Origin of the sequence: Cyanobacterium sp. HL-69 (assembly GCA_002813895.1) — a bacterium.
Lineage (GTDB): Bacteria > Cyanobacteriota > Cyanobacteriia > Cyanobacteriales > Cyanobacteriaceae > Cyanobacterium.
Map to the genome: position 1 here is coordinate 1,880,724 of CP024912.1, position 22,329 is coordinate 1,903,052.

At 38.7% G+C, this 22,329-nt stretch carries 20 protein-coding genes; 10 read left to right on the plus strand and 10 right to left on the minus strand.

The features are described from left to right. Positions 1-97: 97 nt before the first annotated feature. The 5 genes from AA637_RS08630 to apcB form a co-directional block, all read right to left on the minus strand. On the minus strand, positions 98-298 hold the full coding sequence (locus AA637_RS08630; RefSeq protein WP_069791478.1) for a hypothetical protein: 201 nt from the start codon (positions 296-298) through the stop codon (positions 98-100). Positions 299-443: 145 nt separating this feature from the next. Continuing rightward, entirely contained in the window at positions 444-2,492 is a 2,049-nt protein-coding gene (locus tag AA637_RS08635) for a GspE/PulE family protein (protein WP_446682412.1), read from the minus strand. 191 nt (positions 2,493-2,683) lie between these two features. Beyond that, positions 2,684-3,775, minus strand: a complete 1,092-nt coding sequence (locus AA637_RS08640; RefSeq protein WP_069791476.1) for an RNA polymerase sigma factor, RpoD/SigA family — start codon at positions 3,773-3,775, stop codon at positions 2,684-2,686. Positions 3,776-4,403: 628 nt separating this feature from the next. Then, a complete protein-coding gene (locus AA637_RS08645; protein WP_069791475.1) occupies positions 4,404-5,570 on the minus strand; it encodes an HhoA/HhoB/HtrA family serine endopeptidase in 1,167 nt (388 codons plus the stop codon). 104 nt (positions 5,571-5,674) lie between these two features. Beyond that, positions 5,675-6,187, minus strand: coding sequence for an allophycocyanin subunit beta (apcB, locus tag AA637_RS08650; RefSeq protein WP_446682413.1), 513 nt, complete (start codon positions 6,185-6,187; stop codon positions 5,675-5,677). A gap of 358 nt (positions 6,188-6,545) precedes the next feature. Here apcB and AA637_RS08655 point away from each other — a divergent pair, with 358 nt between their 5' ends. Together AA637_RS08655 and AA637_RS08660 are read left to right on the plus strand one after the other, a co-directional pair. Further along, on the plus strand, positions 6,546-7,679 hold the full coding sequence (locus tag AA637_RS08655; protein WP_446682414.1) for an HhoA/HhoB/HtrA family serine endopeptidase: 1,134 nt from the start codon (positions 6,546-6,548) through the stop codon (positions 7,677-7,679). Between the two features lie 133 nt (positions 7,680-7,812). Then, a complete protein-coding gene (locus AA637_RS08660; RefSeq protein ID WP_446682415.1) occupies positions 7,813-8,523 on the plus strand; it encodes a M15 family metallopeptidase in 711 nt (236 codons plus the stop codon). 47 nt (positions 8,524-8,570) lie between these two features. Here AA637_RS08660 and AA637_RS08665 read toward each other — a convergent pair whose 3' ends face one another. Then, a complete protein-coding gene (locus AA637_RS08665) occupies positions 8,571-9,173 on the minus strand; it encodes a nitroreductase family protein (protein WP_446682416.1) in 603 nt (200 codons plus the stop codon). Between the two features lie 244 nt (positions 9,174-9,417). Between AA637_RS08665 and AA637_RS08670 the strand changes: the two genes are divergently transcribed. Continuing rightward, positions 9,418-10,824 carry a collagen-like protein gene (locus AA637_RS08670; protein ID WP_446682417.1) on the plus strand — a complete coding sequence of 469 codons (1,407 nt, stop codon included), beginning with the start codon at positions 9,418-9,420 and terminating at the stop codon, positions 10,822-10,824. Here the strand turns inward: AA637_RS08670 and AA637_RS08675 are convergent. Beyond that, complete coding sequence (locus tag AA637_RS08675) at positions 10,777-11,376, minus strand: molybdenum cofactor guanylyltransferase (RefSeq protein ID WP_446682418.1); 600 nt, start codon at positions 11,374-11,376, stop codon at positions 10,777-10,779. The genes AA637_RS08670 and AA637_RS08675 overlap by 48 nt on opposite strands. 71 nt (positions 11,377-11,447) lie before the next feature. On the opposite strand from AA637_RS08675, the gene AA637_RS08680 reads away from it, so the two are divergent. Further along, complete coding sequence (locus AA637_RS08680) at positions 11,448-11,903, plus strand: DNA phosphorothioation-associated protein 4 (protein ID WP_446682419.1); 456 nt, start codon at positions 11,448-11,450, stop codon at positions 11,901-11,903. Positions 11,904-11,910: 7 nt separating this feature from the next. On the opposite strand, the gene ntcA is transcribed toward AA637_RS08680, so the two are convergent. Next, the gene (gene ntcA, locus AA637_RS08685) at positions 11,911-12,588 is read right to left on the minus strand and encodes a global nitrogen regulator NtcA (RefSeq protein WP_069791467.1); all 678 of its coding nucleotides are present in this window, start codon (positions 12,586-12,588) and stop codon (positions 11,911-11,913) included. Positions 12,589-12,734: 146 nt separating this feature from the next. On the opposite strand from ntcA, the gene fabI reads away from it, so the two are divergent. After that, positions 12,735-13,520, plus strand: coding sequence for an enoyl-ACP reductase FabI (gene fabI, locus AA637_RS08690; protein WP_069791466.1), 786 nt, complete (start codon positions 12,735-12,737; stop codon positions 13,518-13,520). 218 nt (positions 13,521-13,738) lie between these two features. Further along, positions 13,739-14,281 carry a TM2 domain-containing protein gene (locus AA637_RS08695; RefSeq protein ID WP_446682420.1) on the plus strand — a complete coding sequence of 181 codons (543 nt, stop codon included), beginning with the start codon at positions 13,739-13,741 and terminating at the stop codon, positions 14,279-14,281. On the opposite strand, the gene AA637_RS08700 is transcribed toward AA637_RS08695, so the two are convergent. Continuing rightward, a complete protein-coding gene (locus AA637_RS08700; protein WP_446682421.1) occupies positions 14,278-15,339 on the minus strand; it encodes a hypothetical protein in 1,062 nt (353 codons plus the stop codon). The two genes, AA637_RS08695 and AA637_RS08700, sit on opposite strands and share 4 nt — an antisense overlap. Positions 15,340-15,586: 247 nt before the next feature. Between AA637_RS08700 and carA the strand changes: the two genes are divergently transcribed. The 3 genes from carA to AA637_RS08715 all read left to right on the plus strand — a co-directional run bounded on the left by carA (position 15,587) and on the right by AA637_RS08715 (position 19,332). After that, a complete protein-coding gene (gene carA, locus AA637_RS08705) occupies positions 15,587-16,729 on the plus strand; it encodes a glutamine-hydrolyzing carbamoyl-phosphate synthase small subunit (protein WP_446682422.1) in 1,143 nt (380 codons plus the stop codon). 349 nt (positions 16,730-17,078) lie between these two features. Continuing rightward, positions 17,079-18,056, plus strand: coding sequence for a DNA polymerase III subunit delta (gene holA, locus AA637_RS08710; protein WP_446682423.1), 978 nt, complete (start codon positions 17,079-17,081; stop codon positions 18,054-18,056). A 94-nt stretch (positions 18,057-18,150) separates the two neighbouring features. Then, positions 18,151-19,332, plus strand: a complete 1,182-nt coding sequence (locus AA637_RS08715; RefSeq protein WP_446682424.1) for an aldo/keto reductase — start codon at positions 18,151-18,153, stop codon at positions 19,330-19,332. A 228-nt stretch (positions 19,333-19,560) separates the two neighbouring features. Here the strand turns inward: AA637_RS08715 and AA637_RS08720 are convergent, their stop codons facing one another. Further along, positions 19,561-21,879, minus strand: coding sequence for an ATP-dependent helicase (locus tag AA637_RS08720; protein ID WP_446682425.1), 2,319 nt, complete (start codon positions 21,877-21,879; stop codon positions 19,561-19,563). Between the two features lie 130 nt (positions 21,880-22,009). Between AA637_RS08720 and AA637_RS08725 the strand changes: the two genes are divergently transcribed. After that, on the plus strand, positions 22,010-22,306 hold the full coding sequence (locus tag AA637_RS08725) for a DUF3593 domain-containing protein (RefSeq protein WP_069791458.1): 297 nt from the start codon (positions 22,010-22,012) through the stop codon (positions 22,304-22,306). Positions 22,307-22,329 lie beyond the last annotated feature (23 nt).

The window sequence follows — 22,329 nt, forward strand, 5'->3', positions numbered from 1 at the left end:
AGCCATTGTAATGGGGAAATAATCGATTTTTCATAAAAAAAAGCCCCCCAAATAATGGAAGACTGTTAATTAAACATATTTTCTCTCCTCAAAAACACTAACTTAGAGAACTATTACTGCGATCGTAATTACTAGCAAAACTAGACAAAGGAGCATTTTTTACCGTGTCGTAATACTCAGTATTACTAACATCCATACCAATCTCTGCCGCTACTCTACCCAACATGGATTGTTGACGGTTTCTCATCATCTTTTGGTGACGCATCATTAAAGCTCTGGATTGTTGTTTGGTATTCATAGCACTCTCCTTTAATCTCTACAGATTTTTTCCTTACACTTAGCATTTTAAATAAATTCTGTATAATTTGCTACAAAATAACCCAATTTTCAACAAAAGTTAACAATAAATAATCAATAACTCAATTATTCATTGTTAAATATTCCTAATCACTAAAACGAGGAGTCATGCAGTAAGGACAATCCATCCACTCCTGTTGCAATTCCGCTCCACAAGTTTGACAAGTAAGAGAACTTTTCCGCTTAGATTTTAACTCAGACTCTAACCCAGAATCAGTAAATGTAACCCTTTCTACTTCCTCTAGGGTGGTATGTCCTTGTCTTACCAAATTAAGACTGTAGGCCAAAATGGTAGTCATACCTTCTTCCACCGCAGTTTCTTTAATTAAATCCGTGGTAGCCCCTTTATTGATTAGTTTTTGTAGAGTTTCGGTGATGACCATAAATTCATATACCCCAACCCTTCCTTTATATCCTGAACCACCACATTTACTACAGACAGTACCATTGTTCACCGCTTCTTGGAGAGTGTCTCCCGTCAAAGTTCTAGCTTTGTAGAAGGTTACAGATTGTTCCCCAGAGGCGGTTAAACCAAAACGAGATAATTCTTCCTTGTCAGGGGCATATTCTTCCCTACATTGAGTACATACCCGACGCATCAACCTTTGAGCCAGAACTCCTAATAAGGCCCCAGAAATCATGAAAGGTTCCACTCCCATTTCATCGAGACGGGCGATCGCCCCTGCCGCATCATTGGTATGTAAAGTAGTTAAAACAAGGTGTCCTGTCAAGGCCGCCTCAATAGCCGTTTTAGCCGTTTCCACGTCCCTCGTCTCACCCACCAGAATAATGTCAGGATCTTGACGCATAAACGCCCGTAAAATAGAAGCAAAATTCATGCCCTTCTCCCGAATTACTTGCACCTGAGTGATACCGGGCAACGCATACTCGATGGGATCTTCTGCGGTATTAATATTTACCCCCGGCTTATTTCTTTCCGCCAATACCGAATAAAGGGTAGTAGATTTACCCGAACCTGTGGGCCCTGTTACCAAAATCAAGCCAAAAGGACGACTAGCAATTTCTCGAACCCTCAACAGGGTTTCCTCGTCACTAATCAAGAAGTCTAACCCCAACTGAGTTGCCGAGTTATCCAAGATCCGTAAACAGACCTTTTCCCCATAACGGCTAGGAAGAGTATTTACCCTGAAATCCACATTACGCCCTTGATATACCCTACGGATCTTTCCATCTTGGGGCAAACGACGCTCTGCAATGTCTAACTCTGCCATAATCTTGAACCTTGCTACCACCGCTGTGGTGATGTGACGGGGCAAACGGAAAAACTCTTGCAATACCCCATCCTTACGCATTCTTACTCGCAGAAGCTCCTCTTGAGGCTCGATGTGAATGTCAGAAACGCTCTCCTGTAGAGCTTTAATCATCACCTTATTAACTAGCTTGATGATAGGAGCTTGATTAGCGTCATTAGAACTTAAATCAGCATCATTGCTCTCGTCCTTTCCTTCCTCTAAACTGTCATAGTTTAAATCATCAATGACATCATCAACACTGGCTAATTTGTCCTGGGCTTTTTTTGCCTGTAGAGCCTCTTCCTTTTGTCGTTTTTCGCTTTCTTCCTTATAGTATATTTGTATGAGGCGATCGTAATCCTCTTCCGTAATCACAATCCTCTGTAAATCCAATCCCTTAAGACGAATTAACTTGCGTACCTCATCCAAAGCTGCCAAGTTGTCAGGATCTACCATGGCAATCACCAACACTGGGGGATCTTCGGTATTAATACGGCGCACAGGTAACAGCTTATGACGACGACATACCTTGATATTAATCACCGAGTCAATCAACTCCGTCATCTGATCCGAAGAAATTTCATCCGCATCAGGATCAACAGAATCAACCCCATAAAGTATTTTTAACTCAAAAAGATGGTGTTTTTTGTATTGTCTAACCAAATCAGGGGACAACGCCTTATGAGTCATACTCTCAAGCACTTTCACCAGAGGCTGTTTACTATTCCTCACCTCTACCAAAGCATTTTTAAGTTGGTCTTTGTCAATATATCCAGATTGAATTAACTTATTTCCGAAAGGGCTAAAATAATCTGGACTTACGAGGGCGGTACTTAACTTTTCTAATTTTTTTCCAGAAGAAGAAACAGGGCTTTGAGTCATAATATTTTATGGCAATGGACGAGGAATCGATCGCACTTAGCTGATAACACTTCAATTGTACTAAATTATATAGAATCTGAAATCAAACCTGTGTTTTAATTTGTTAACAGAAAAAATATTTATAAAAAAAAATCAGGGAAATCTAAATAACATAGACCCCTGATTTTATCATCAAATATTCTTAAAAAAAATTAGGTTAACCACCCCTTTAATCTTCTCGCAACCTGTGGTCTTCTTAACTTACGCATTGCTTTAGTTTGAATTTGACGTACCCTTTCCCTTGATAAATCAAACATTTGTCCCACCTCCTCTAAGGTATGAGGCTTAGAATGAGACAAACCATAACGAAGAATTATAACTTCTTTTTCCCGGCCACTCAATACATCATCCAACACAGAAACTATTTCCTGATTCATCATCGCCTCATTCATCTTCTCCTCAGGCAACAATAAATTGGTATCTTCCAATAATTCGAGTAACTCGGTATCCTCCCCCTTACCCACACGATGATTAAGAGACAAAGATTGACGTTTCAACTGCAATAACTGATGCAACCCCTGTTCATTGATACCCATTTCCTCCGCCAACTCAATCTCCGTCGGATTCCGTTGCAAACTTTGTTTTAATTCCCGTTGAGCCTTTTTAAGTTTATTTAACTTCTCAACAATGTGAATTGGTAGTCTAATAGTACGAGAATCATTAGCAATCGTTCTAGTAATTGCTTGACGAATCCACCAATAAGCATAAGTAGAAAACTTATAACCCTTGTCTGGGTCAAATTTTTCCGCCGCCCGATTTAAACCAATAGCCCCTTCCTGAATCAGATCTAAAAAAGGCACACCCCTGTTTAGATAACGTTTGGCAATAGATACCACCAAACGCAAATTAGAACGAATCATTTTACGTTTGGCAACCCTTCCCTTATAAAGACGATTGTCCAATTGACGCTCTGTTTCTAAGCCCATGGCACGGGCTAATTCCATTTTGCTGGGGGTTTTTTGTAATTGATGATGTAATTTTTGTTGTTTTTCTTCACACTCTGTTAAAAACTTGACAGCCTGGGCCAGTTCTACTTCTTCGGTTGCCGTTAACAAAGGGTAACGAGCCATTTCTTTAAAAAATGCCCCGACGGAGTCTTCTGATTTACTGCGATTACTCCTTACCTTTTTTCCGTTTTGCTCTGTCTCTTCAGAATATTGAGCAATCACCTCGTCTAATTCTCCATCAATTTCGGCTTTGATTTTATCATTTTCCTTGGTGAGGGGACTGGTAAATTGGTTCATGTTGTTACTCCTCTTTTTAACGCACTTTTTATCCTGCCTAGGGACATAATTTAATAAATCATCTTTTTTTTACTTGTTTTGTTATGGTTAATACTAAATTCATGTAATGGGCAGTGGATAAATGTCTAAATCCTAATGTAGCTAATAAAACTCGTTTTTGACTATTAAAATAAGATTCTTTTTAGATTTTTTTTAGATTTTAGTGTTGTAAACTACAAAATCATAATTTTTATTAAGAAAATTGACATTAATGGATAATACTGATAGACAAAATTAGAAAACAAACTGATCAATATTATTTCTAGCTTATCCAAAATAAAGTAATAAGAGTTAAATCACCTTCAAAATGGATAAGATCCTCTAGCCATCAAAAAATTAAAAAATACTTAAGTAATCAATAGCCCGAGACATTAGAATATATTTCATGGGAAGTATAACTATTTATTTTAGAGTCAAAAAAATAATAAAAATGATCCCCGTGGGTAAAGAGTAAATTTTAAAGCCATAAGGGGCAATATGGTTAATATTCGACACAAAAGTAAGTTAGTCAAATAGGGGCTCAATTGTCGGTTAAAATCTTTCTGATTTGAAGGTTTCAATGTAAACTCTGGTGAGTAATGATTAATAGTTACCGAGGAAATTCTGTGGGAATAACTTGTACTATCAAAGTCTCATTTTCTCTGTTAACAGTGATAGGAAGGGTTTCTCCAATGTTAGTTTGTTCTACCTGTTCTTGAACATCGGTAGTTTTGACGATTGGTTGCTCTCGAATTTGGATAATTAAATCTCCTGTTTTAAATCCAGCCTGTTGCGCGGGGGAGTTAGGCATTACCCTTAAAATTAATACCCCTTGTTTATCTTGATAAATGTCAGGAATGGAAAAATCATAATTATTGAAGGTGTAGGGGTTAAGTGTCACCATCTGAATCCCCAAGTAAGGATGTTCTGCTTTTCCTTTGGTGGCTAATTGTTGAGAAATGCGAGAAGCCGTTTCAATGGGGATGGCAAAACCTAATCCTTGGGCATTGGCTTTGATGGCTGTGTTGATACCAATAACTTCTCCCTCTATGTTTAATAGTGGTCCCCCTGAGTTGCCTGGGTTGATGGCGGCATCGGTTTGGATGAAACGAACTCTTTTATCTGGTACTCCTACTTCGTTGCTCGATCGCCCTGTAGCGCTTATAATACCTGCTGTGACAGTGTTATCTAGTCCTAGGGGGTTGCCAATGGCGATCGCCCATTCCCCCGTAATTAAATCTTGACTTCTACCCAACTTTACCACAGGCAAATCAGAAGCATTAATTTTTATCACCGCCACATCCGTCATGGTGTCAATGCCTAACACTTCCCCCTCAAAAAATCGACCATCCCGCAAAGAAACCGTTACCACATCAGAATTTTCAATTACATGGGCATTGGTAATAATTAAACCATCCTCTTGGATAATAAAACCCGAACCAGTGCCACTGTCCTCCCTCGGAGAACTTGGCATAGAGCCAAAAAAGTCTTCGAGAGATGGATTTTGACTCACCTGTCGAGACGCATTAATTCTCACCACCGCAGGACCAACCTTTTCTACCGCTGCGGCAATAAAATTAAAATTACGATGATTCTCTATATCCTGCTCCCTATCTGGAGAATCACTGAGGGGAATCGAATAATTTTCCGAAGAAACAGAAGGATTAATATAATCCTGAGAAGAGTAGTTAAATTGTCTGCCTCCCCATAAGCCGAAAGAAATACCAGCGACTAAAAACCCTGTAGAGATAGCGATTCTGGAAAATACTTTGCTCATCTTCGATTGCTTTTGATCTTAACCTTTAATCTAACACAATCTTTGGAGGCGATACAATCATTAGCAAACATCGAAAAACCTAACACCTAATACCTAACACCTAATTAGATAGAGACTTCACTTAACTCTCGGCTAAGATGATCAAAAGGTGCATCAATCAAAGAAGTATCTTCAATACCAGAAGCAAAAGCCATGTCTTTGATCATTTCTTTCATGATTTGAATACCTCTGACCGTAGGGCCAATGGGTACTCCAAGGGAATTATAGGTTTCTCTTAACCCTTGCAATACACGCTCATCTAATACACTGGTATCCCCTGCAATGAGGGCATAACTAACATAACGTAAGTAGTAGTCCATATCCCGTAAACAAGCCGAATAACGGCGGGTGGTGTAAGCATTGCCCCCAGCGCGAATAAGTTCGGGTACTTCTTCAAATAGTTGTTTTCCCGCATTTAAGACTAACTCAGGGGAGTTGGCATTAATAACATTAGCGATTTGAATTCTAGCAGTGCCAGATTGAAAGTAAGATTTTAAAGAATCAATGGCATCTCTATCAAGATAACGCCCTGAGACATCATAGTTTTTTATTAAGCTAGTTACGGCATCGAGTAACATTTTTTTCTCCCAACAAATATTTTAATTTTTAACTATTAAAGAGTTATATTTTATTTTAATCTTGATCCTGACTGGCTCGTCAACATCATTAAGACTAATTATTTCATACTTTCCCTCGGGTTAAGTTTACCCTGTGGGTGCTGTGTCACAAAACCTAAGTGCGATTTCCAAGGGATCTGCTAAATTATCCCAAAAAATAGACTTAAAAAACAGATTTCGGGAAAACACTACAAATAACTTTCCCTAGGAAAACTATTTCTAGCTATACAATAGGAATCATAAACAGCGAGACTATTATCTTATTTCTACACCTAGATTGATAAGAAAAGTATCAAATCTTTACATATTTTCTAATTTTATGGCTATTGTTTCTTTACTCAAAAAATTAATTTCTACCCTAGCTTTATCCTTGATAGTAAGTTGGGGATTGTTTGTTTATCCTTCTATGGCTTTGCCCACAGACATCAGCGCTGATAGCTTTGTGGCTCAGGCGGTAGAAAAAACAGGGGATGCGGTGGTACGCATCGACACGGAAAAGGTGGTTAGTGGTGGTTTTGGTTTTGCTCCTTTTATGGATGATCCCATGTTAAGCCCGTTTTTTGGTAATGGTTTGTCAGGAAGAATGCCCCAAGAAAGAAAGGTGGCAGGGCAAGGTTCAGGATTTATCGTGGATAGTTCAGGTATTATTTTGACTAATGCCCATGTGGTCAGTGATGCGGATAAGGTGACTATTACTCTTAAGGATGGACGCAAGTTTTCTGGGGAGGTGACAGGGACGGATCAAATTACTGATTTGGCTGTGTTAAAGGTGGATTCTCAGGGAGAACTTTTACCCGCTGCGGTGTTGGGGGATTCTGGAGCCGTAAAGGTGGGGGACTGGGCGATCGCCGTTGGCAACCCCGTAGGCTTAGACAATACGGTAACTCTGGGCATTATTAGCACCCTTCATCGCTCTTCTTCGGAGGTGGGTATTTCTGATAAAAGAATCGACTTTTTACAAACCGATGCAGCCATTAATCCTGGTAACTCAGGAGGCCCTTTGTTAAATGCTCAAGGGGAAGTAATCGGCATTAATACCGCCATCCGTGCTGATGCCATGGGAATCGGTTTTGCCATCCCCATCAACAAAGCTAAGGAAATTCAAACTACCCTTGCCATGGGGGGAGAAGTACCCCATCCCTACGTGGGTATTCAGATGGTCAATGTTACCCCTGATTTGGCTCGAGAAAATAATGATAATCCTAATTCTGCTTTTATGATTCCTGAAGTAGAGGGGATTTTGGTAGTGCAGGTATTGTCTAATACTCCTGCATCGGAAGCAGGAATTCGTCGGGGAGATGTGGTGGTAAAAGTTAATAATAGCCCCATTGGTGATGCGGCGGAGCTTCAAAATTTGGTAGAAAAAACTGGGGTTGATAAAAATATCCGTTTTTCTGTGGTTAGGGGCGATCGCACTTTAGATCTTAATCTTAAAACTGCACAGTTGAGATAATTAAAGGTTGTGGAAAAAGCGTAGTCGTGAAGGTGGGGAATAGGGAACAGGGAATGGGGAATAGGCAATTAATAAATAATTAAGTTTGATTTTCTCATCTCCCTATCTTTTATAACTAATTTATTATTAAGCCATGGAAAAACCTTATCAAAAAATACCGATTCAAGAGTGTGGAGAGGCATTAATTGCAATTCCTGAAGATTTATTTCTGATGGAAAGTCCTCCTCCCTACCAAAAACTGGGGGCTGATTATGGGGGTAAGTCTCCCTATTATTTGCGCCAAACTGTTGTTGATGGTTTAATTGTTGCCCAAGAAAAATTACAACAGCTTAAGCCCCAATGGCGATTAAAAATTTTTGATGCTTATCGCCCCATATCAGTACAGCAGTTTATGGTGGATTACACTTTTGAACAGGTTTGCGAGATGAAGGGTTTAAACCAACATCAGTTAAATTCTGCCCAAGAAAAAGAGGTTTATGAGGAAGTATATAAAATTTGGGCGATTCCTAGCCATAATCCTCTCACTCCTCCTCCCCATAGTACGGGGGCTGCGGTAGATTTAACTTTATTGGATGAACAGGGGCAAGAGGTTGATATGGGAGGGGAAATTGATGAGTTGTCGGGGCGATCGCACCCTAACTATTATCAAGATAGTTCAAACTCCCTCGAACAAGAGTATCACCACCATCGACAAATACTTTTACAAGCTATGGAGGAGGGCGGTTTTCTTCGTCATCCTGGGGAGTGGTGGCACTTTTCCCAAGGCGATCAAATGTGGGCATGGTTACAAAATTCGGTTAATCCTTCCCTGAGTGCGATCGCAAAATATGGCAGTGTGGAGTAGGAAATCATTCAAACCTCTTGCGGATAAGTCTCTCACAGATAAATCAATTAGAAACTATCAAAACTAACCACTTCAGAGAAATCTAACTGTCCGGCGCGAGGATTTGCCCCTTGAGTAGCCTTTCCAACCACAATCATAAAAGAAAGAATATAATCTTCGGGTAGGTTAATAATTTCTGCTACCTTCGTAGGGTCAAAACCAATCATAGGACAGGTATCATAACCCATTGCCTTCGCTGCTAACATGATATTTTGTCCAGCCATTCCAGAAGAACGCATCACCTCATCCCTTTGCAACTGAGGTTTATCATTATAAAAACCACCAATCATAGGCACAATCTGGTTTTGTACAGCCTCAGGGGTATTACGCCAATATCTCTGAGGATCTTTTTCAGAAGCCTTTAAATCTCCGCAAATGACAACCACAATGGAAGCATCACTAACTTGAGCTTGATTGAAAGAAACAGCTTTTAATTTGTCCTTAATTTCTTGATCTTTAACAACTACAAAACGCCAATTTTGCATATTAAAGGAGGTAGGAGAAAGCAAAGCCTGTTCCATTAGGGTATTGATTTCAGAGTCAGTCATTTTATGATTAGGATCATATTTTTTGATCGATCTTCTTTCCCTGATAGCTGTTAAAGTATCCATAAAATATTTTTTAGTTGATGATTTACTACTTAACATTACTTAATATAGCAAGTTATTCGATGGATAATTAAAAATAAAAAATTGAAAAGTAAGGCTAGGAACAGTAAATTAAGAATGGATGTAAGTTTATTGGAGTATGATTTAATCTCATAAACACCCAAGGAAATATATTTTTTTCATATTTTGATTTAGCTTTTCTATTCCTGTCAATTTTTTCATATTCACTAATTATCAATTATTCATCATGGGTTGGTTAACTAAAACTTCTCTCACTGTCGCTTTTTTGTTTTTGCCTGAAATTGTCTCTCCTATGGTTAAAGATAGTTTCTGTGGTTTAAGGGCGATCGCAAATCAGGCTAGTAATTTCGGTAACCGTGGCAATAACGGCGTAACAGGGGCAGATGGCTCAAACGGCAGAAATAGCGAGAGCATTACTATTTTTGCTGACGGCTCACCCCTAAACCTTAATTTAGCAGGACAAAACGGCACCACAGGGCAAAGTGGCACCAATGGCACTAGGGCATTATGCGAAAGCCAACCTAATAACCCCAGTCAAAACCTACAGGGTGCTAGGGGAGGCGATGGTGGAGATGGCGGTAATGGGGGCGATGGCGGTAACGGTGGAAATCTTACTATTTATGCTACCAATCGAGAAGATTTGAGACAGATTTCGGTAAATGCGTCCTCTGGGCAAGGGGGAGACGGCGGAGACGGTGGCCGTGGGGGGGATGGTTGCCAGTGTAGTCAATCATTTTGGACGGTGGAAAGTTGTACAGGTACTCCAGGGACTCCTAGTTATAGCTGTGGAACTCAAGAATTTCGTTGTACCAATGGTAATACGGGGCAAAATGGTCGCTCTGGGAGGGCTGGAAGGACTGGAAATCAGGGTAGTTTGACCTTGATTAATAGTAGTACCCCTTTACCTCCTGATCGTCTAAGTGCCTCTGTAACCATGGCAGAATTGAAGGATAGAGGTTTTAGTTTATCAAAAAATATTTGGGAAAATCGTACAGGGGCAGGAAATTTATTTGCTTCTGGTTCTATAATTGCTGATCAATATTTGGAATTGGTGGAGAGGGTAGAAAATTCCGTGGTAATGATTTGGAATGCCCCCCAACCTTTTGAGGATTTTGGCGATCGCACTGTAACCTTAAATTTACAAGATGATCGTACTGTAAATATAAATTTTCCTGATGACATCTGGTTACAAACCAATATAGTACCAAAAAATCAAGTCACAGAAGTATTTGTTTTCAATGCCATCCGAGCTAGTGAAAGCACCAGACTAGCAAGTGAAGGTATTTCAGGATTGGGATTAGGAGTACAAATGGAAATAGTTGACCAAGCCCAAATTTCCGACATCATGAACACCAGCTTTAAAATTAGGTACAGTACATCTTCATCTTCTCGCAATATAAACCCGAGACAAAGAAGCGATTATACCCTGCGCTACGAAGGAGAAATACCAGCACAATTTGTTAATTATCAGAACAACCGATTTATTGTTAATATTGGTGAATTAGATATTGATCCTCGTCACCTACAGGCCGACAGTTCCATTCAAATTGAACTAGAAATTACCCGCACCTTTGGGGAAAATCAGTCAACCCAAACCATTACCGAAAGAAGAGTCCTCGGCCCATTTCGCTAAATCATCGGGAGTGTTGCAATTATATAAAACCCTCTTATCTTTAACCATAAGGGGGCTTACTTTTTCTTGTTTTAACCATCTCTGAAATGACTTATTTCCCTGATTAATTGATTTTTGTAAGGATAGAAGACAACCACGGCGGTAAAAACCACATAAACACTCCCACCCTTTTTCATGGGATGGTAACAGGGCAATAGTTTCGGGTGACAGGGAGGATAATCGTTTTAACCATGATTTTATTTCTTGACTATGGAGGTAAATTAAATCACAGGGTAATAGTAAAACCCATTCAGTTTTGATAAAAGATAATCCATGGCAAAAAGCCACAAAAGGCCCTTGGTAGGGGTAAGGTTCAATGATAAATTGAGTAGTATTAGGCAAGATAGACTGATATGGATGTTCTGAGGAAGTAATTATAAATACTTGATTACTTAATTCTGTAGCGATTTGGTAAGTTTTGGTCAATAAATATTGTCTATCAATTTTAATTAAAGCCTTATCGAAGCCCATGCGAGAACTTTTACCCCCTGCTAAAATTAACACGGAAATCATATTATTTAAAATCTTTGCTACAAATAAATTAAAGTTTAATTATTAATTATCCACTCTTAATTAATAAAAATATGGCTAGTAGGATTAGGATTGACCAAAATAAAGCATCTTTCGTGCAGAGTCTAATTTTCAATAGTGATAACCCAGAGGGGATATTTGAAACCTATGCGGATATTGTGGCATTTGCGGCGGCGGTGGGTAAAAAATATGATTATCGTTCACCCCTTGAACATATAGCCCAAGAGCCTTCCCCTATTAGTTACGATGTTTTTATGTCCCGTGGTTATGATTTATTAATTAATGTTTTGGCAATCACCACCATGGGTAATTTAGATGTATTTTCGGAGCATGGGGGGCATGAGGATAAGATAAATATTTTTGAACAATATGCCAATGGTGGTTTATCTTATTTACAAGAACAGTTAACCGGGGCGATCGATTATCAGGAAAGACTTTTGTTACTTTTGAATAAAGAAAGACACAATACCAATTCTACCCAAGAGTTTGATTTAAGTCGTTTTTTGTAACATTCCTTTAGGCGAATTGTTGGCTGAGGGCAACGGGATTATGGACGGTGATTTTCTTCTTGGTAATGGAAATCATGCCATCTTGGCGGAGTTCCCCTAATAGTCGGGTAACGGTTACACGGGTTGAACCGATCGCCTCTGCGATCGCCTGATGGGACAGTTTTAAATCAATAGTAATACCATTTAGGCTAGGAATACCAAAATCACGACAGAGAATCAAAAGAAAACTGACCAAACGAGAAGCCATATCACGGTGGGCAAGGGTTTCGATCATCATTTCCGTTTGCAAAATACGGGAAGATAAACCCTGTAACATCAGACGAGATAACTCAGGATTTTCCTTTAAAGAACGTTGGAAATGCTCAATGGGAGCGGATAATAATTCCACAGGAGTAAAAGCTACAGCATGATAAAAGCGATCGCTCTTTTGCCCCGTAATCAAAGATAAAACCCCAAAAACACTATTTTCCCTCAAAAGAGCCACAGTAATCTCCTCTCCAGCCTCATAGAGACGAGATAATTTCACCGCCCCCTTCACTAAAAAATAGACCCTTTCCGCAGGATCTCCAGGAAAAAAAATAGTCTTACCCCGTTCAAACTTTTCCATCACAGGGGTGTACATTCCCCCTCCTATTTGACGAAATACCGAGGCGAGGGGTTGCTCTTGAGTAGGTATTGGTTGCATAGACAGTAGTTAATATTTAATAATTGATCGTGCGAATGACGCTTTCTATAAGAAAATAGCTTAAGTGTAAACTAGATAACCATTTTATCGTTTAATCGCTTTAACAGACCATTGTCTTTTATTTCAACCAATAAAATTTATTAATTATGTTAGATCTAACAGGAAAAAACGCCCTCATTACAGGTATTGCCAACAATCGCTCCATTGCATGGGGTATTGCTCAACAATTACACAAAGCAGGGGCAAACATCGGCGTTACCTACTTACCTGATGAAAAAGGACGTTTTCAAAAAAAAGTAGGAGAATTAGTAGAACCCCTTAATCCCAGTGTTTTCCTACCTTGTAACGTCCAAGATGACGCTCAAATTGAAGAAACTTTTAACGCAATCAAAGAGAAATGGGGCAAAATTGACATTCTCATTCACTGTTTAGCCTTCGCCCAAAAAGATGACTTAACGGGTGATTTTAGCAACACCTCCAGAGATGGTTTTAAAACTGCCCTTGATATTAGTGCTTACTCCCTAACCAGTCTGGCCCAAGCCGCCAAGCCATTATTAACTGATGGGGCAAGTATTGTCACCCTAACCTATCTTGGTGGTGTGAAAGTAATCCCTAATTATAATGTGATGGGTATTGCCAAGTCTGCCCTAGAAATGAGTGTGCGTTATTTAGCTGCCGAATTAGGTTCCCAAAATGTGAGAGTTAATGCTATTTCCGCTGGGCCTATTCGTACCCTTGCATCTTCTGCGGTAGGAGGTATCCTCGATATGATTCACCATGTAGAAGCCACTGCCCCCCTTAAGCGCACTGTTACCCAAACGGAGGTAGGTAATGCGGCCGCTTTCCTTTGTAGTGATTTATCCAGTGGTATTACTGGGCAAGTTATCTATGTGGATGCTGGTTATGAAATTATGGGTATGAGTCAAGGGTAAGTCTTTTTATTCTTAATTCTTGTTGGTAACTGTCCCTCTTCCTTTTGGGTGGGGGGCTTTTTTTATCGAAAAAATTGGGTCAAAATTTTAGTTAAATTAACTGCAGTGCATGGTTTTGGGATTGCTTTTTGTTGCATGACGGCACAAAAAAGAAAAAGACAAGTCACAATGGAAGGGTAGAAATATTTTATTGCGGTATTTTTTTCGGAGGCAGATTGATGAATAATGTTCCCACCAGTTATCTATTTTGGTTATTTTGGTTAGCTGGTTTTGCTGGAATACATCGTATTTATAATAAAAAGTACGTCAGTGGACTATTTTGGCTATGTACTTTTGGGGTTTTTGGCATCGGACAAATATTAGATCTCTTTTTGATGTCTGATATGGTGGAGGAGCATAATTGGAAAATGCAAAGAAGATTAGGGATGAGTCCTGAAGAAAAATATTTGGCAGGGGGATTTCACGCACCTAATCAAATTTATACTCCTTCGGTGCATCCTCCCGTGATGGAGGTTAATTTACAAAAACCATTGCAGGACAAGAATAAACCTCTATCTAATGAGGAGATTATGGTTAAGTTAGCGCAGACGGCTAGTAATCATAATGGTAGGTTGTCGGTGACTAGGGCGGTGGTTGATACGGGTTTAACTTTTGAGCAGGTGGAAAGGGGTTTACAGATAATGGCGGAAAAGGGTTATGTGGTTATTAATAATGATCCTGTAAAGGGTCATATTGTTTATGATTTTATGGATATTTGTTAGGTATCTCCATTAAGGTTAAATACTTTTCCGTTCATTAATACTCTGGTGATACCTTTGGATTTGAGACAGGATGCTGTTTTTTCGATGATTCTGGTATCGGGCAGTTTGATTACTTTGCCACGACGATCGCAAAATCTTTTGGCTACTCGATGATTTTCAAAAATCGGTAGGGTTTTTTGATTACTTTCCTCTTGGGGGATGTTTCCAAGTTCGGCAAAATCTTTGAGAGGACGTGTCATTAGTTCAGCGGTGCGATCGATGGCTAAATAACAGTTACGATTAAATTTAGCTTGGGAAAGAGGTCTTACAACCAATTCTTGAATGTCGATTTGTATTTCTTTATTATCATCTTCGTCATCAAAATCATCATCATCATCTTCGTCATCGTCTTCATCTTCAACTATTTCTTCCCCAAACATTTCTTTGACGGTGTTAACAGATTCTAAGTTTTTCTGATTTTCCTCGTCGTCGTCAATGTCTTCGTTTTCAGGTTCTGGGGGAGTAATATTAATGACTTTTTTACTTTTTAAAATTGGTCTTTCGACTTTTTCGGCAGGGGGATTTTCTGCCACAGGGGTAGGGGCTTCTTGAGGTAAATTTTCCTCGGTGTCTTCTGATTCTTCGATGATTTCGGTGGCTGAATTTTTTACCACAGGGGTAGGGGTTTCCTGATGTAAATTTTCCTCGATGTCTTCTGATTCTTCTACTGTTTCGGTGGGAGGATTTTCGGCTACGGGGATAGAAATTTCTGGGGGTTTATTTTCTTCTGTTTGTTCTAATTCTTCTGTGATAGAGGGTTTAGATTTTTTGGGGGTTGGTTTTTCTGATGGCTCAGATTCAGATTGAGTTTTTTTCTTTTTGGAGTTGCTACGGGCAAGGCGCTTTTGTTGAATTAGGGAGTCATATTCTTCTTGAGAAAGACTCATTTTTAGGAAACGGCTAACAGTAGAATTACTTACCCCATAGCGATCTGCAAGGGTGGATGATGTTGCATCTGTGCTACGATATAAATCTAATATCTCTGTGCGATCGCCTTCAGATAGTTTTCTGGGACTCATAATGCCAACCCTAGGTATTTTCTAAAACTTACTCTAATTCACTGCCTTTAATAATTTGACCTATCAATGGCTAGTTTGTCAAGAATAGCTGATTTTTGCTGTTAATAGTGATCAATTTGAGATAACTTTTTCATCAATGACCTAAATAATTTCAATATTTTATCCATGACTATATTATATTTCTTGGGTCATAATTAGTTGTCTCCCTTTGGGGAGAAAAAATATATTCAAAAATAAGTCTTTCCTTATGTCTATCTTACAAACCACAAAAGCGATTTTAGTTTTAGCTGACGGCACATCCTACACGGGCTATTCTTTTGGAGCAAAGGGAACAACCTTTGGGGAAGTGGTGTTTAATACGGGCATGACTGGTTATCAGGAAGTATTAACAGATCCTAGTTACTCTGGACAAATTGTTAGTTTTACCTATCCTGAGTTGGGTAATACGGGAGTTAATCCAGAGGATGAAGAATCCTATAAACCCCATGTCAAAGGTGCGATCGCCCGTAACATCAGTAAACGTCCTAGTAATTGGCGCTCTACGGAGTCTTTGCAGGACTATCTAACTCGCCATAAGGTAATCGGCATCTACGGCATTGATACCCGTGACTTAACCCGTCGTTTACGCTCCTCTGGTGCCATGAATGGGGCTATCTCCACAGAAATCCTGGAGCCTGATGAACTATTGATGGAACTGCAAACCGTCCCTTCTATGGCTGGTTTAAACCTCGTTAAAGAAATTTCCACCAAAGAAGTTTATGAATGGACGGAAGCCACAGATAAGGAATGGGAATTTAGTCACCGTACTAATTTAAGTGATGGGGAAGTATTCACCGTTGTGGCGGTGGATTTTGGCGTAAAACGTAATATTCTGCGTCGTCTAGCTAGTTATGGTTGTAAGGTGATCGTCGTTCCTGCCAACACAAGCCCAGAAGATATTTTAAAATATAATCCCGATGGTATCTTCTTGTCCAATGGTCCAGGAGATCCATCTGCCGTTGCCGAAGGTATTGCCACTGCTAAGACTTTACTCGAAGCTCAAAAACCTACCTTTGGTATCTGTATGGGGCATCAAATCCTTGGACTTTCTTTGGGGGCAGAAACCTTCAAATTAAAATTTGGTCATCGTGGTTTAAATCAACCTGCAGGATTGAGTCAGAAAGTAGAAATCACTAGCCAAAACCATGGATTTGCCGTTACCGAGGAATCTTTGGGCGCTGATATAGAAATTACTCACCTCAATTTAAACGATCGCACCGTAGCAGGTTTAAAACATAAAACTTTACCTTTCTTCTCGGTACAATACCACCCCGAAGCAAGTCCAGGCCCCCACGATGCTGACTATCTTTTTGAGCAGTTTGTGAAACTAATGCGAGATCATAAAAAATAAGAACCGTTAAGACTTTGTGCCCACGTTATTTAGGAAGACAGTTCACCAAAACTAAGTCTTATCTCGTTGATGCCGGAGATGCAAATGCGGCAATTAATATCCGAAATTAAGGATAATGAATAAGATTGACTCGGTTTACTTACAATCTCTGGAAACCATTTCCAGAGACACTTTCTCCCCTCTAAAACAGGACATAAAGTCTGTCACTAAATTTGTAAGACATAATAGTAAAAGATTTTTAAAATCTACTACTACGTTAGTTTTTGACAAGTCCATACCACATCATTTGTCGTGTGGGATAGTCTATTAGTTATTTATATTCTCGATTTCTCCTAACCTTAACTTTTCCATGCCAATTTATTATTATTGGGGCGAAGATGATTTTGCCTTGAATCGGGCGATCGCCCTTATAAAAGAAGATAAAATAGATCCAAACTGGGTACAGTTTAACTATGAACAAATAAACGGTGACAAAGAAGACAATATCAGACAAGCCTTGATGGAAGTGATGACTCCACCCTTCGGTAATGGCGATCGCCTTGTATGGCTAAATAATACAACCATATGCCAAACCTGTGGCGATGAATTACTTTCATTACTAAAAAATACCCTGCCACAAATTCCAGAAAACAGTCATCTACTCCTCACCAGTCGCAAAAAACCCGATGCCCGCATCAAAAGCACCAAACTAATCAATAAATATACTCAGATAAAAGAATTTTCCCTTATCCCCATCTGGCAAACCGATATTCTCATCAAAAGAGTAGAAGAAACAGCCCAAGAAAAAAATATCAAACTAAGCCCCTCCGCCATCAAAACCCTAGCCACCTGTGTAGGTAACGACACTCGCCTATTGTGGCAAGAATTAGACAAACTAGCCCTCTATCAAGGAGATAACCCCCAACCCATCAGCCAAGAAACTGTTTTTGCCCTTGTCAACGTCAGTAACCAAAACAGCCTCCAACTAGCCCAAGCAATTCTGAAACAAGACACAGGCAAAGCCCTCCAACTAACCCAAGAATTGATTAATTTAAACGAACCAGCCCTCAGAATAGTTGCTACCCTAGTAGGACAATTTCGCACTTGGGCAATGGTAAAAACGGTCATCGAATCAGGGGAAAAAGACGAAAAAAAAATCGCCACCCAAGCCGATGTTAGCAACCCGAAAAGGATTTATTTTCTCAGAAAAGAAGTTAATAATATTTCTGCCCACAAACTGCAATCATCCCTTCCCATCCTCCTTGATTTAGAATTAGGTTTAAAACGAGGAGAAAATCCTTTAAATGCCCTACAAAAAGCCATCATTCAGTTGAGTAACTTAAAATAGCCCAATAACTAAATGCTTTCTCAAAAGTCCATGGGTTCTGAGAAATATGGTAAAGTTATGTTAAGAAGACTATCCATCAACCGAACTTTTCTTTATGCTGTACCGTAGATTTGGTAGAACAGAATTACAAATGCCCGTATTCTCCTGTGGAGGAATGCGCTACCAATACAAGTGGCAAGATGTACCTTTCAAAGACATACCCCAAGACAATCAAGATAACTTAGAAGCGGTTATTAAACGCAGTATAGCCCTTGGGATAAATCATATCGAAACGGCAAGGGGTTATGGCTCATCAGAAATGCAGTTAGGGCGTATTTTACCCCAATTTCCTAGAGAAGAGTTAATAATTCAAACCAAAGTTTCTCCCCATAGCGATAGCCGTAAGTTTCGGGAAAATTTTGATAAATCCTTGGCATATCTCCAACTAGACTATGTCGATTTATTAGGTATCCATGGAATTAATACCCCCGAATTGCTAGAAATGAGTATCAAAAAAGGAGGTTGCCTTGATGAGGTGCGAAAACTACAGGCAGAAGGAAAAGTTAAATATGTGGGATTTTCTACCCACGGAGACACCTCCGTAATTATTGATACTATCAAAACTAATGAGTTTGACTATGTAAATTTACACTGGTATTGGATTAATCAAGAAAATTGGCCAGCCATCGTAGAAGCTAATAAACTCGATATGGGCGTATTTATTATCAGCCCTTCCAATAAAGGAGGTTTACTATATCAACCCTCGCCCAAATTAATAGAATTATGTCAGCCCCTTAGCCCCATAGTATTTAATAATTTATTTTGTCTTTCCCACTCCCAAGTGCATACCCTCAGTTTAGGGGCGGCAAAACCAGAAGATTTTGATGAGCATTTGAGGACTTTACCTTTATTAGAAAAAGCAGGGGAGTTGTTACCTTCCATCATTGAAAGATTAGAAAATGAGGCGAAAAAAGTTTTAGGAGAAAAATGGTTAAAGACATGGCGCCGAGGTTTGCCTAGTTATAAGGAAACCCCAGGGAATATTAATATATCTACAATTTTATGGTTACGTAATCTCGCTCTTGCTTATGATATGGTGGAGTACGGCAAAATGCGTTATAACCTTTTGGGAAATGGGGGGCATTGGTTTCCTGGGCAAAAAGCAGATAAGTTACAGGATTTAGATTTAACTTCTTGTTTACAAAAAAGCCCCCATGGTGAGGATATTCCCCATTTTTTGGCGGAGGCAGAGGCTTTGTTAGGGGGGCAAGAGGTTAAGCGGTTATCTCAAAAATAACTTGACTTGGTCAAAACTCGAAAACTAGCTAATTCAATTAGCGATAGTGAATAGACTTTTTTTAGACAATGGCTAGAATCTTTTGGGTTATAGATACGGAAAAGCAACTGTATTAATACACTCTTGTAATACTAGCCAAAATTGTTCTAATTATGGTCAGAAAGTGTAAAATCTCTATTAGGAATCATCTATTTCCTCACTGTAGCCATAGTGTCAATTAGTATCTAATTACACTTGATATAAAAGATTAAAAACAGGACAAGGATTAGAATCACTTAAACTGGCTATATCATTATTATCTTGGAAAAAAGACCAAGAGAAGGGAGCTTTTTTCTCCGCTGACATCCAAAGTAATCTTTTCGCCCTTGTCATGGCAACATATAAAAGCCGATATTCTTCATATTCTTTCTGTTTTTGTGCTTCTATCCATGCTTCATCAATGGATAAATATTTAGTTATTTTATTACTCAATTTTTCCTGATGAATTAAATATCTTAATTGACCTTTTGCTACTTCTGATAAATCAAAATTTCCTAAAAATTGAATATTTTTTGGCACATAAGAACTACCTGGAATAATATTGTCATTTATGAATGGTAAAAATACATAATCCCAGTCTAATCCCTTGGATTTGTGCATAGTCATAATAGTCACTTGCCCACATTTTGTATAAATATTTTCAGAATTATCTTCATCCGTAAAAGTTTCTACTGCCTCGAATTTTTCAGAATTTATTAATTCCTGAAGGCTACTAATAATAGTTTTCAAGGAACTGCGTCCCACTGTTTCTTTATCAATTTTTTCGCTAAGTTTATGGGTTGTAGCTAATTCTCCTTGATTGTAGTTAAGGATCATGGCAAGATAGGTAATTAGCTGATAATGGACTAATTCTATTTTTGCGGTGAGTAGATTTAGAATAATTTTTCTTGTATTTTCTAAGTTTTGATTATCTTGTTTTTCTAGTTCGGTGGGATACAAAAATCGTTCTGGGTAGTCAATGTTAATTGATGATGTTGATATATTGATTAATTGTCTTTTTTGTAGTATTTCAAGGACGTTTTTAAAATATTCTGGAGAGTGGGGACGATCAATAAATTGTAGTAGTTGTAAAACTTCTTGAGGCAATTCTGAAATGTTATTTTTACCATCAATAAAAATTACCTTTATACCATGATTTTCTTCTAGGTATTCAAGGTGAGATTGTATAAATATTCCTTGGCTTTTTTCCCTAACTAAAATGGCTAAGTTATGATTTTTTCGGCTTTCTTCATTACTCAAAATATCTTCAATTTGTTTTCCTATGGCTTTTACTGTTTGATAAATATTATCAAATTTATGTAATTCTAATCCCTTCCCAAAAGGTGCTGGATTAACATTTGTTTGATTTATTTTCTTTGTTACGGGTTGAATATATTGTTCTCGAAATGGTAGCTCTATGGAGTGAGTATAATTCGGGTTTTTTTCTTGAAATTTAAGAGTTTTATCTATGGATTTTTGGTTGATAAAGTCAAGAGTTTGATTTGCCCCATCAATAATAATTTGGGTGCTCCTTCCTGCTTGGGCAATGGTGGCAAGACTATTTTTTTGGGAACAAAGGTCACAAAACCAGTTAAAATACACAGGGTCAGCGGATGTGAAGGTGGAGTTAATCGCTTGATTTGGATCTCCTACTCTAACCAAGTTAGGCTCTAGGTGGGGGTTTTGGTCATCTTTGGCAAGAATTTCTAATAATTCTACTTGCAGGGGGCTAGAATCTTGGGCTTCGTCTTCAAAGATGGCATGAGTTTGCTGTTGCCATACTTTTCTGGCATCGTCATTTTGTAAAACTTTCAGCGCCCCTAGTATCATATCATCATAGTCGATGAAGTTATTTTCAATCATCAACTTTTGATATATTTGATAAAGTCCAGAGGCGATCGCCATTATTTGGTATTCATCACGGGTATAATCAATATAATGGGCAAGACTATGAGGACTTTTACCAGAACTTTTTGCTTCTCCTATAATATTGGTAGCAAATTTGGGTAATAATTCACCACGGATAATCCCTTCTCGGCGCATCCTTTCCGACTCCTCCCCATCAAAACCCTGTCTTCCCTCCACCAAAGTTTGATAAAGACTAGGATTTTCCTGAATCCATTGATTAACAGTATTTTTGATTAAACGATGGTTACGATTAAAAGAAACTAGATTACTATGATTTAAATTGAGTCCTGATAACTCAGGGTAACGACTAGCAATATTTAGAGCTAAACTGTGGATAGTTTGTACCGAAAAACCCACGGGAGGCAACCCTAGATAATGCAGATTTTGTTCCACTTTTTGTTTAATACTAGCTGTGGCAGAGCGAGTATAGGTAACAATAATTAATTGACGACGCAGATTAAGTTTTTCCCTTGCAATGGTAGCTGCCGCAGCTACTGCTAAACTATGAGATTTTCCAGCACCCGGCACCGCAGAAACCGCCATTTCTCCTTTTTGCCAGCGCCCTAGAATATCTTGCCCTGGGCGTAGTTGTTTGATTAATTTTTCTAGTTTTTCTGCCATAAACCTATTAGATAATTGACAATGGACGATGGACAATGGACAATTAGACTTTAATTCAGTTCGGATTAATTCTTTTTACTATCGGCTTTTAGCACAGGATTTTTTCACCACATCTTAATTATATTTATTTATGAGTATCGAAAATTTATTTGCTATCTCTTTGTTTCCCTATCTCGGTTTTTTGTGGTTTTTGACTAAATCTGGAAAAGCCCCCAAATTAGCTTTGAGAGGATTTTATGTGTTATTAATATTTGTTTTCATTACCATTCCTGCAGGGCTTTACGCCAAAATTCACTACGATACCTCATTAGCAAATGTTGATTGGTTACATGGGGGGGCAGAGTTTTTCCTTACCTTATCTAATATTTTAGTTGTCTTGGGGTTTCGCCAAGCTGTGATGAACAAGGAAAAAGAGATTAATAACTGATGTTAGGCAAAAATATAATTAGT

Bases quoted from the DNA above. Each gene is read 5' to 3' on its own strand.
- AA637_RS08630 (WP_069791478.1), bottom strand. From the start codon at position 298: ATGAATACCAAACAACAATCCAGAGCTTTAATGATGCGTCACCAAAAG.
- AA637_RS08635 (WP_446682412.1), bottom strand. From the start codon at position 2,492: ATGACTCAAAGCCCTGTTTCTTCTTCTGGAAAAAAATTAGAAAAGTTA.
- AA637_RS08640 (WP_069791476.1), bottom strand. From the start codon at position 3,775: ATGAACCAATTTACCAGTCCCCTCACCAAGGAAAATGATAAAATCAAA.
- AA637_RS08645 (WP_069791475.1), bottom strand. From the start codon at position 5,570: ATGAGCAAAGTATTTTCCAGAATCGCTATCTCTACAGGGTTTTTAGTC.
- apcB (WP_446682413.1), bottom strand. From the start codon at position 6,187: ATGTTACTCGATGCCGTAACTAGCTTAATAAAAAACTATGATGTCTCA.
- AA637_RS08655 (WP_446682414.1), top strand. From the start codon at position 6,546: ATGGCTATTGTTTCTTTACTCAAAAAATTAATTTCTACCCTAGCTTTA.
- AA637_RS08660 (WP_446682415.1), top strand. From the start codon at position 7,813: ATGGAAAAACCTTATCAAAAAATACCGATTCAAGAGTGTGGAGAGGCA.
- AA637_RS08665 (WP_446682416.1), bottom strand. From the start codon at position 9,173: ATGGATACTTTAACAGCTATCAGGGAAAGAAGATCGATCAAAAAATAT.
- AA637_RS08670 (WP_446682417.1), top strand. From the start codon at position 9,418: ATGGGTTGGTTAACTAAAACTTCTCTCACTGTCGCTTTTTTGTTTTTG.
- AA637_RS08675 (WP_446682418.1), bottom strand. From the start codon at position 11,376: ATGATTTCCGTGTTAATTTTAGCAGGGGGTAAAAGTTCTCGCATGGGC.
- AA637_RS08680 (WP_446682419.1), top strand. From the start codon at position 11,448: ATGGCTAGTAGGATTAGGATTGACCAAAATAAAGCATCTTTCGTGCAG.
- ntcA (WP_069791467.1), bottom strand. From the start codon at position 12,588: ATGCAACCAATACCTACTCAAGAGCAACCCCTCGCCTCGGTATTTCGT.
- fabI (WP_069791466.1), top strand. From the start codon at position 12,735: ATGTTAGATCTAACAGGAAAAAACGCCCTCATTACAGGTATTGCCAAC.
- AA637_RS08695 (WP_446682420.1), top strand. From the start codon at position 13,739: ATGAATAATGTTCCCACCAGTTATCTATTTTGGTTATTTTGGTTAGCT.
- AA637_RS08700 (WP_446682421.1), bottom strand. From the start codon at position 15,339: ATGAGTCCCAGAAAACTATCTGAAGGCGATCGCACAGAGATATTAGAT.
- carA (WP_446682422.1), top strand. From the start codon at position 15,587: ATGTCTATCTTACAAACCACAAAAGCGATTTTAGTTTTAGCTGACGGC.
- holA (WP_446682423.1), top strand. From the start codon at position 17,079: ATGCCAATTTATTATTATTGGGGCGAAGATGATTTTGCCTTGAATCGG.
- AA637_RS08715 (WP_446682424.1), top strand. From the start codon at position 18,151: ATGCTGTACCGTAGATTTGGTAGAACAGAATTACAAATGCCCGTATTC.
- AA637_RS08720 (WP_446682425.1), bottom strand. From the start codon at position 21,879: ATGGCAGAAAAACTAGAAAAATTAATCAAACAACTACGCCCAGGGCAA.
- AA637_RS08725 (WP_069791458.1), top strand. From the start codon at position 22,010: ATGAGTATCGAAAATTTATTTGCTATCTCTTTGTTTCCCTATCTCGGT.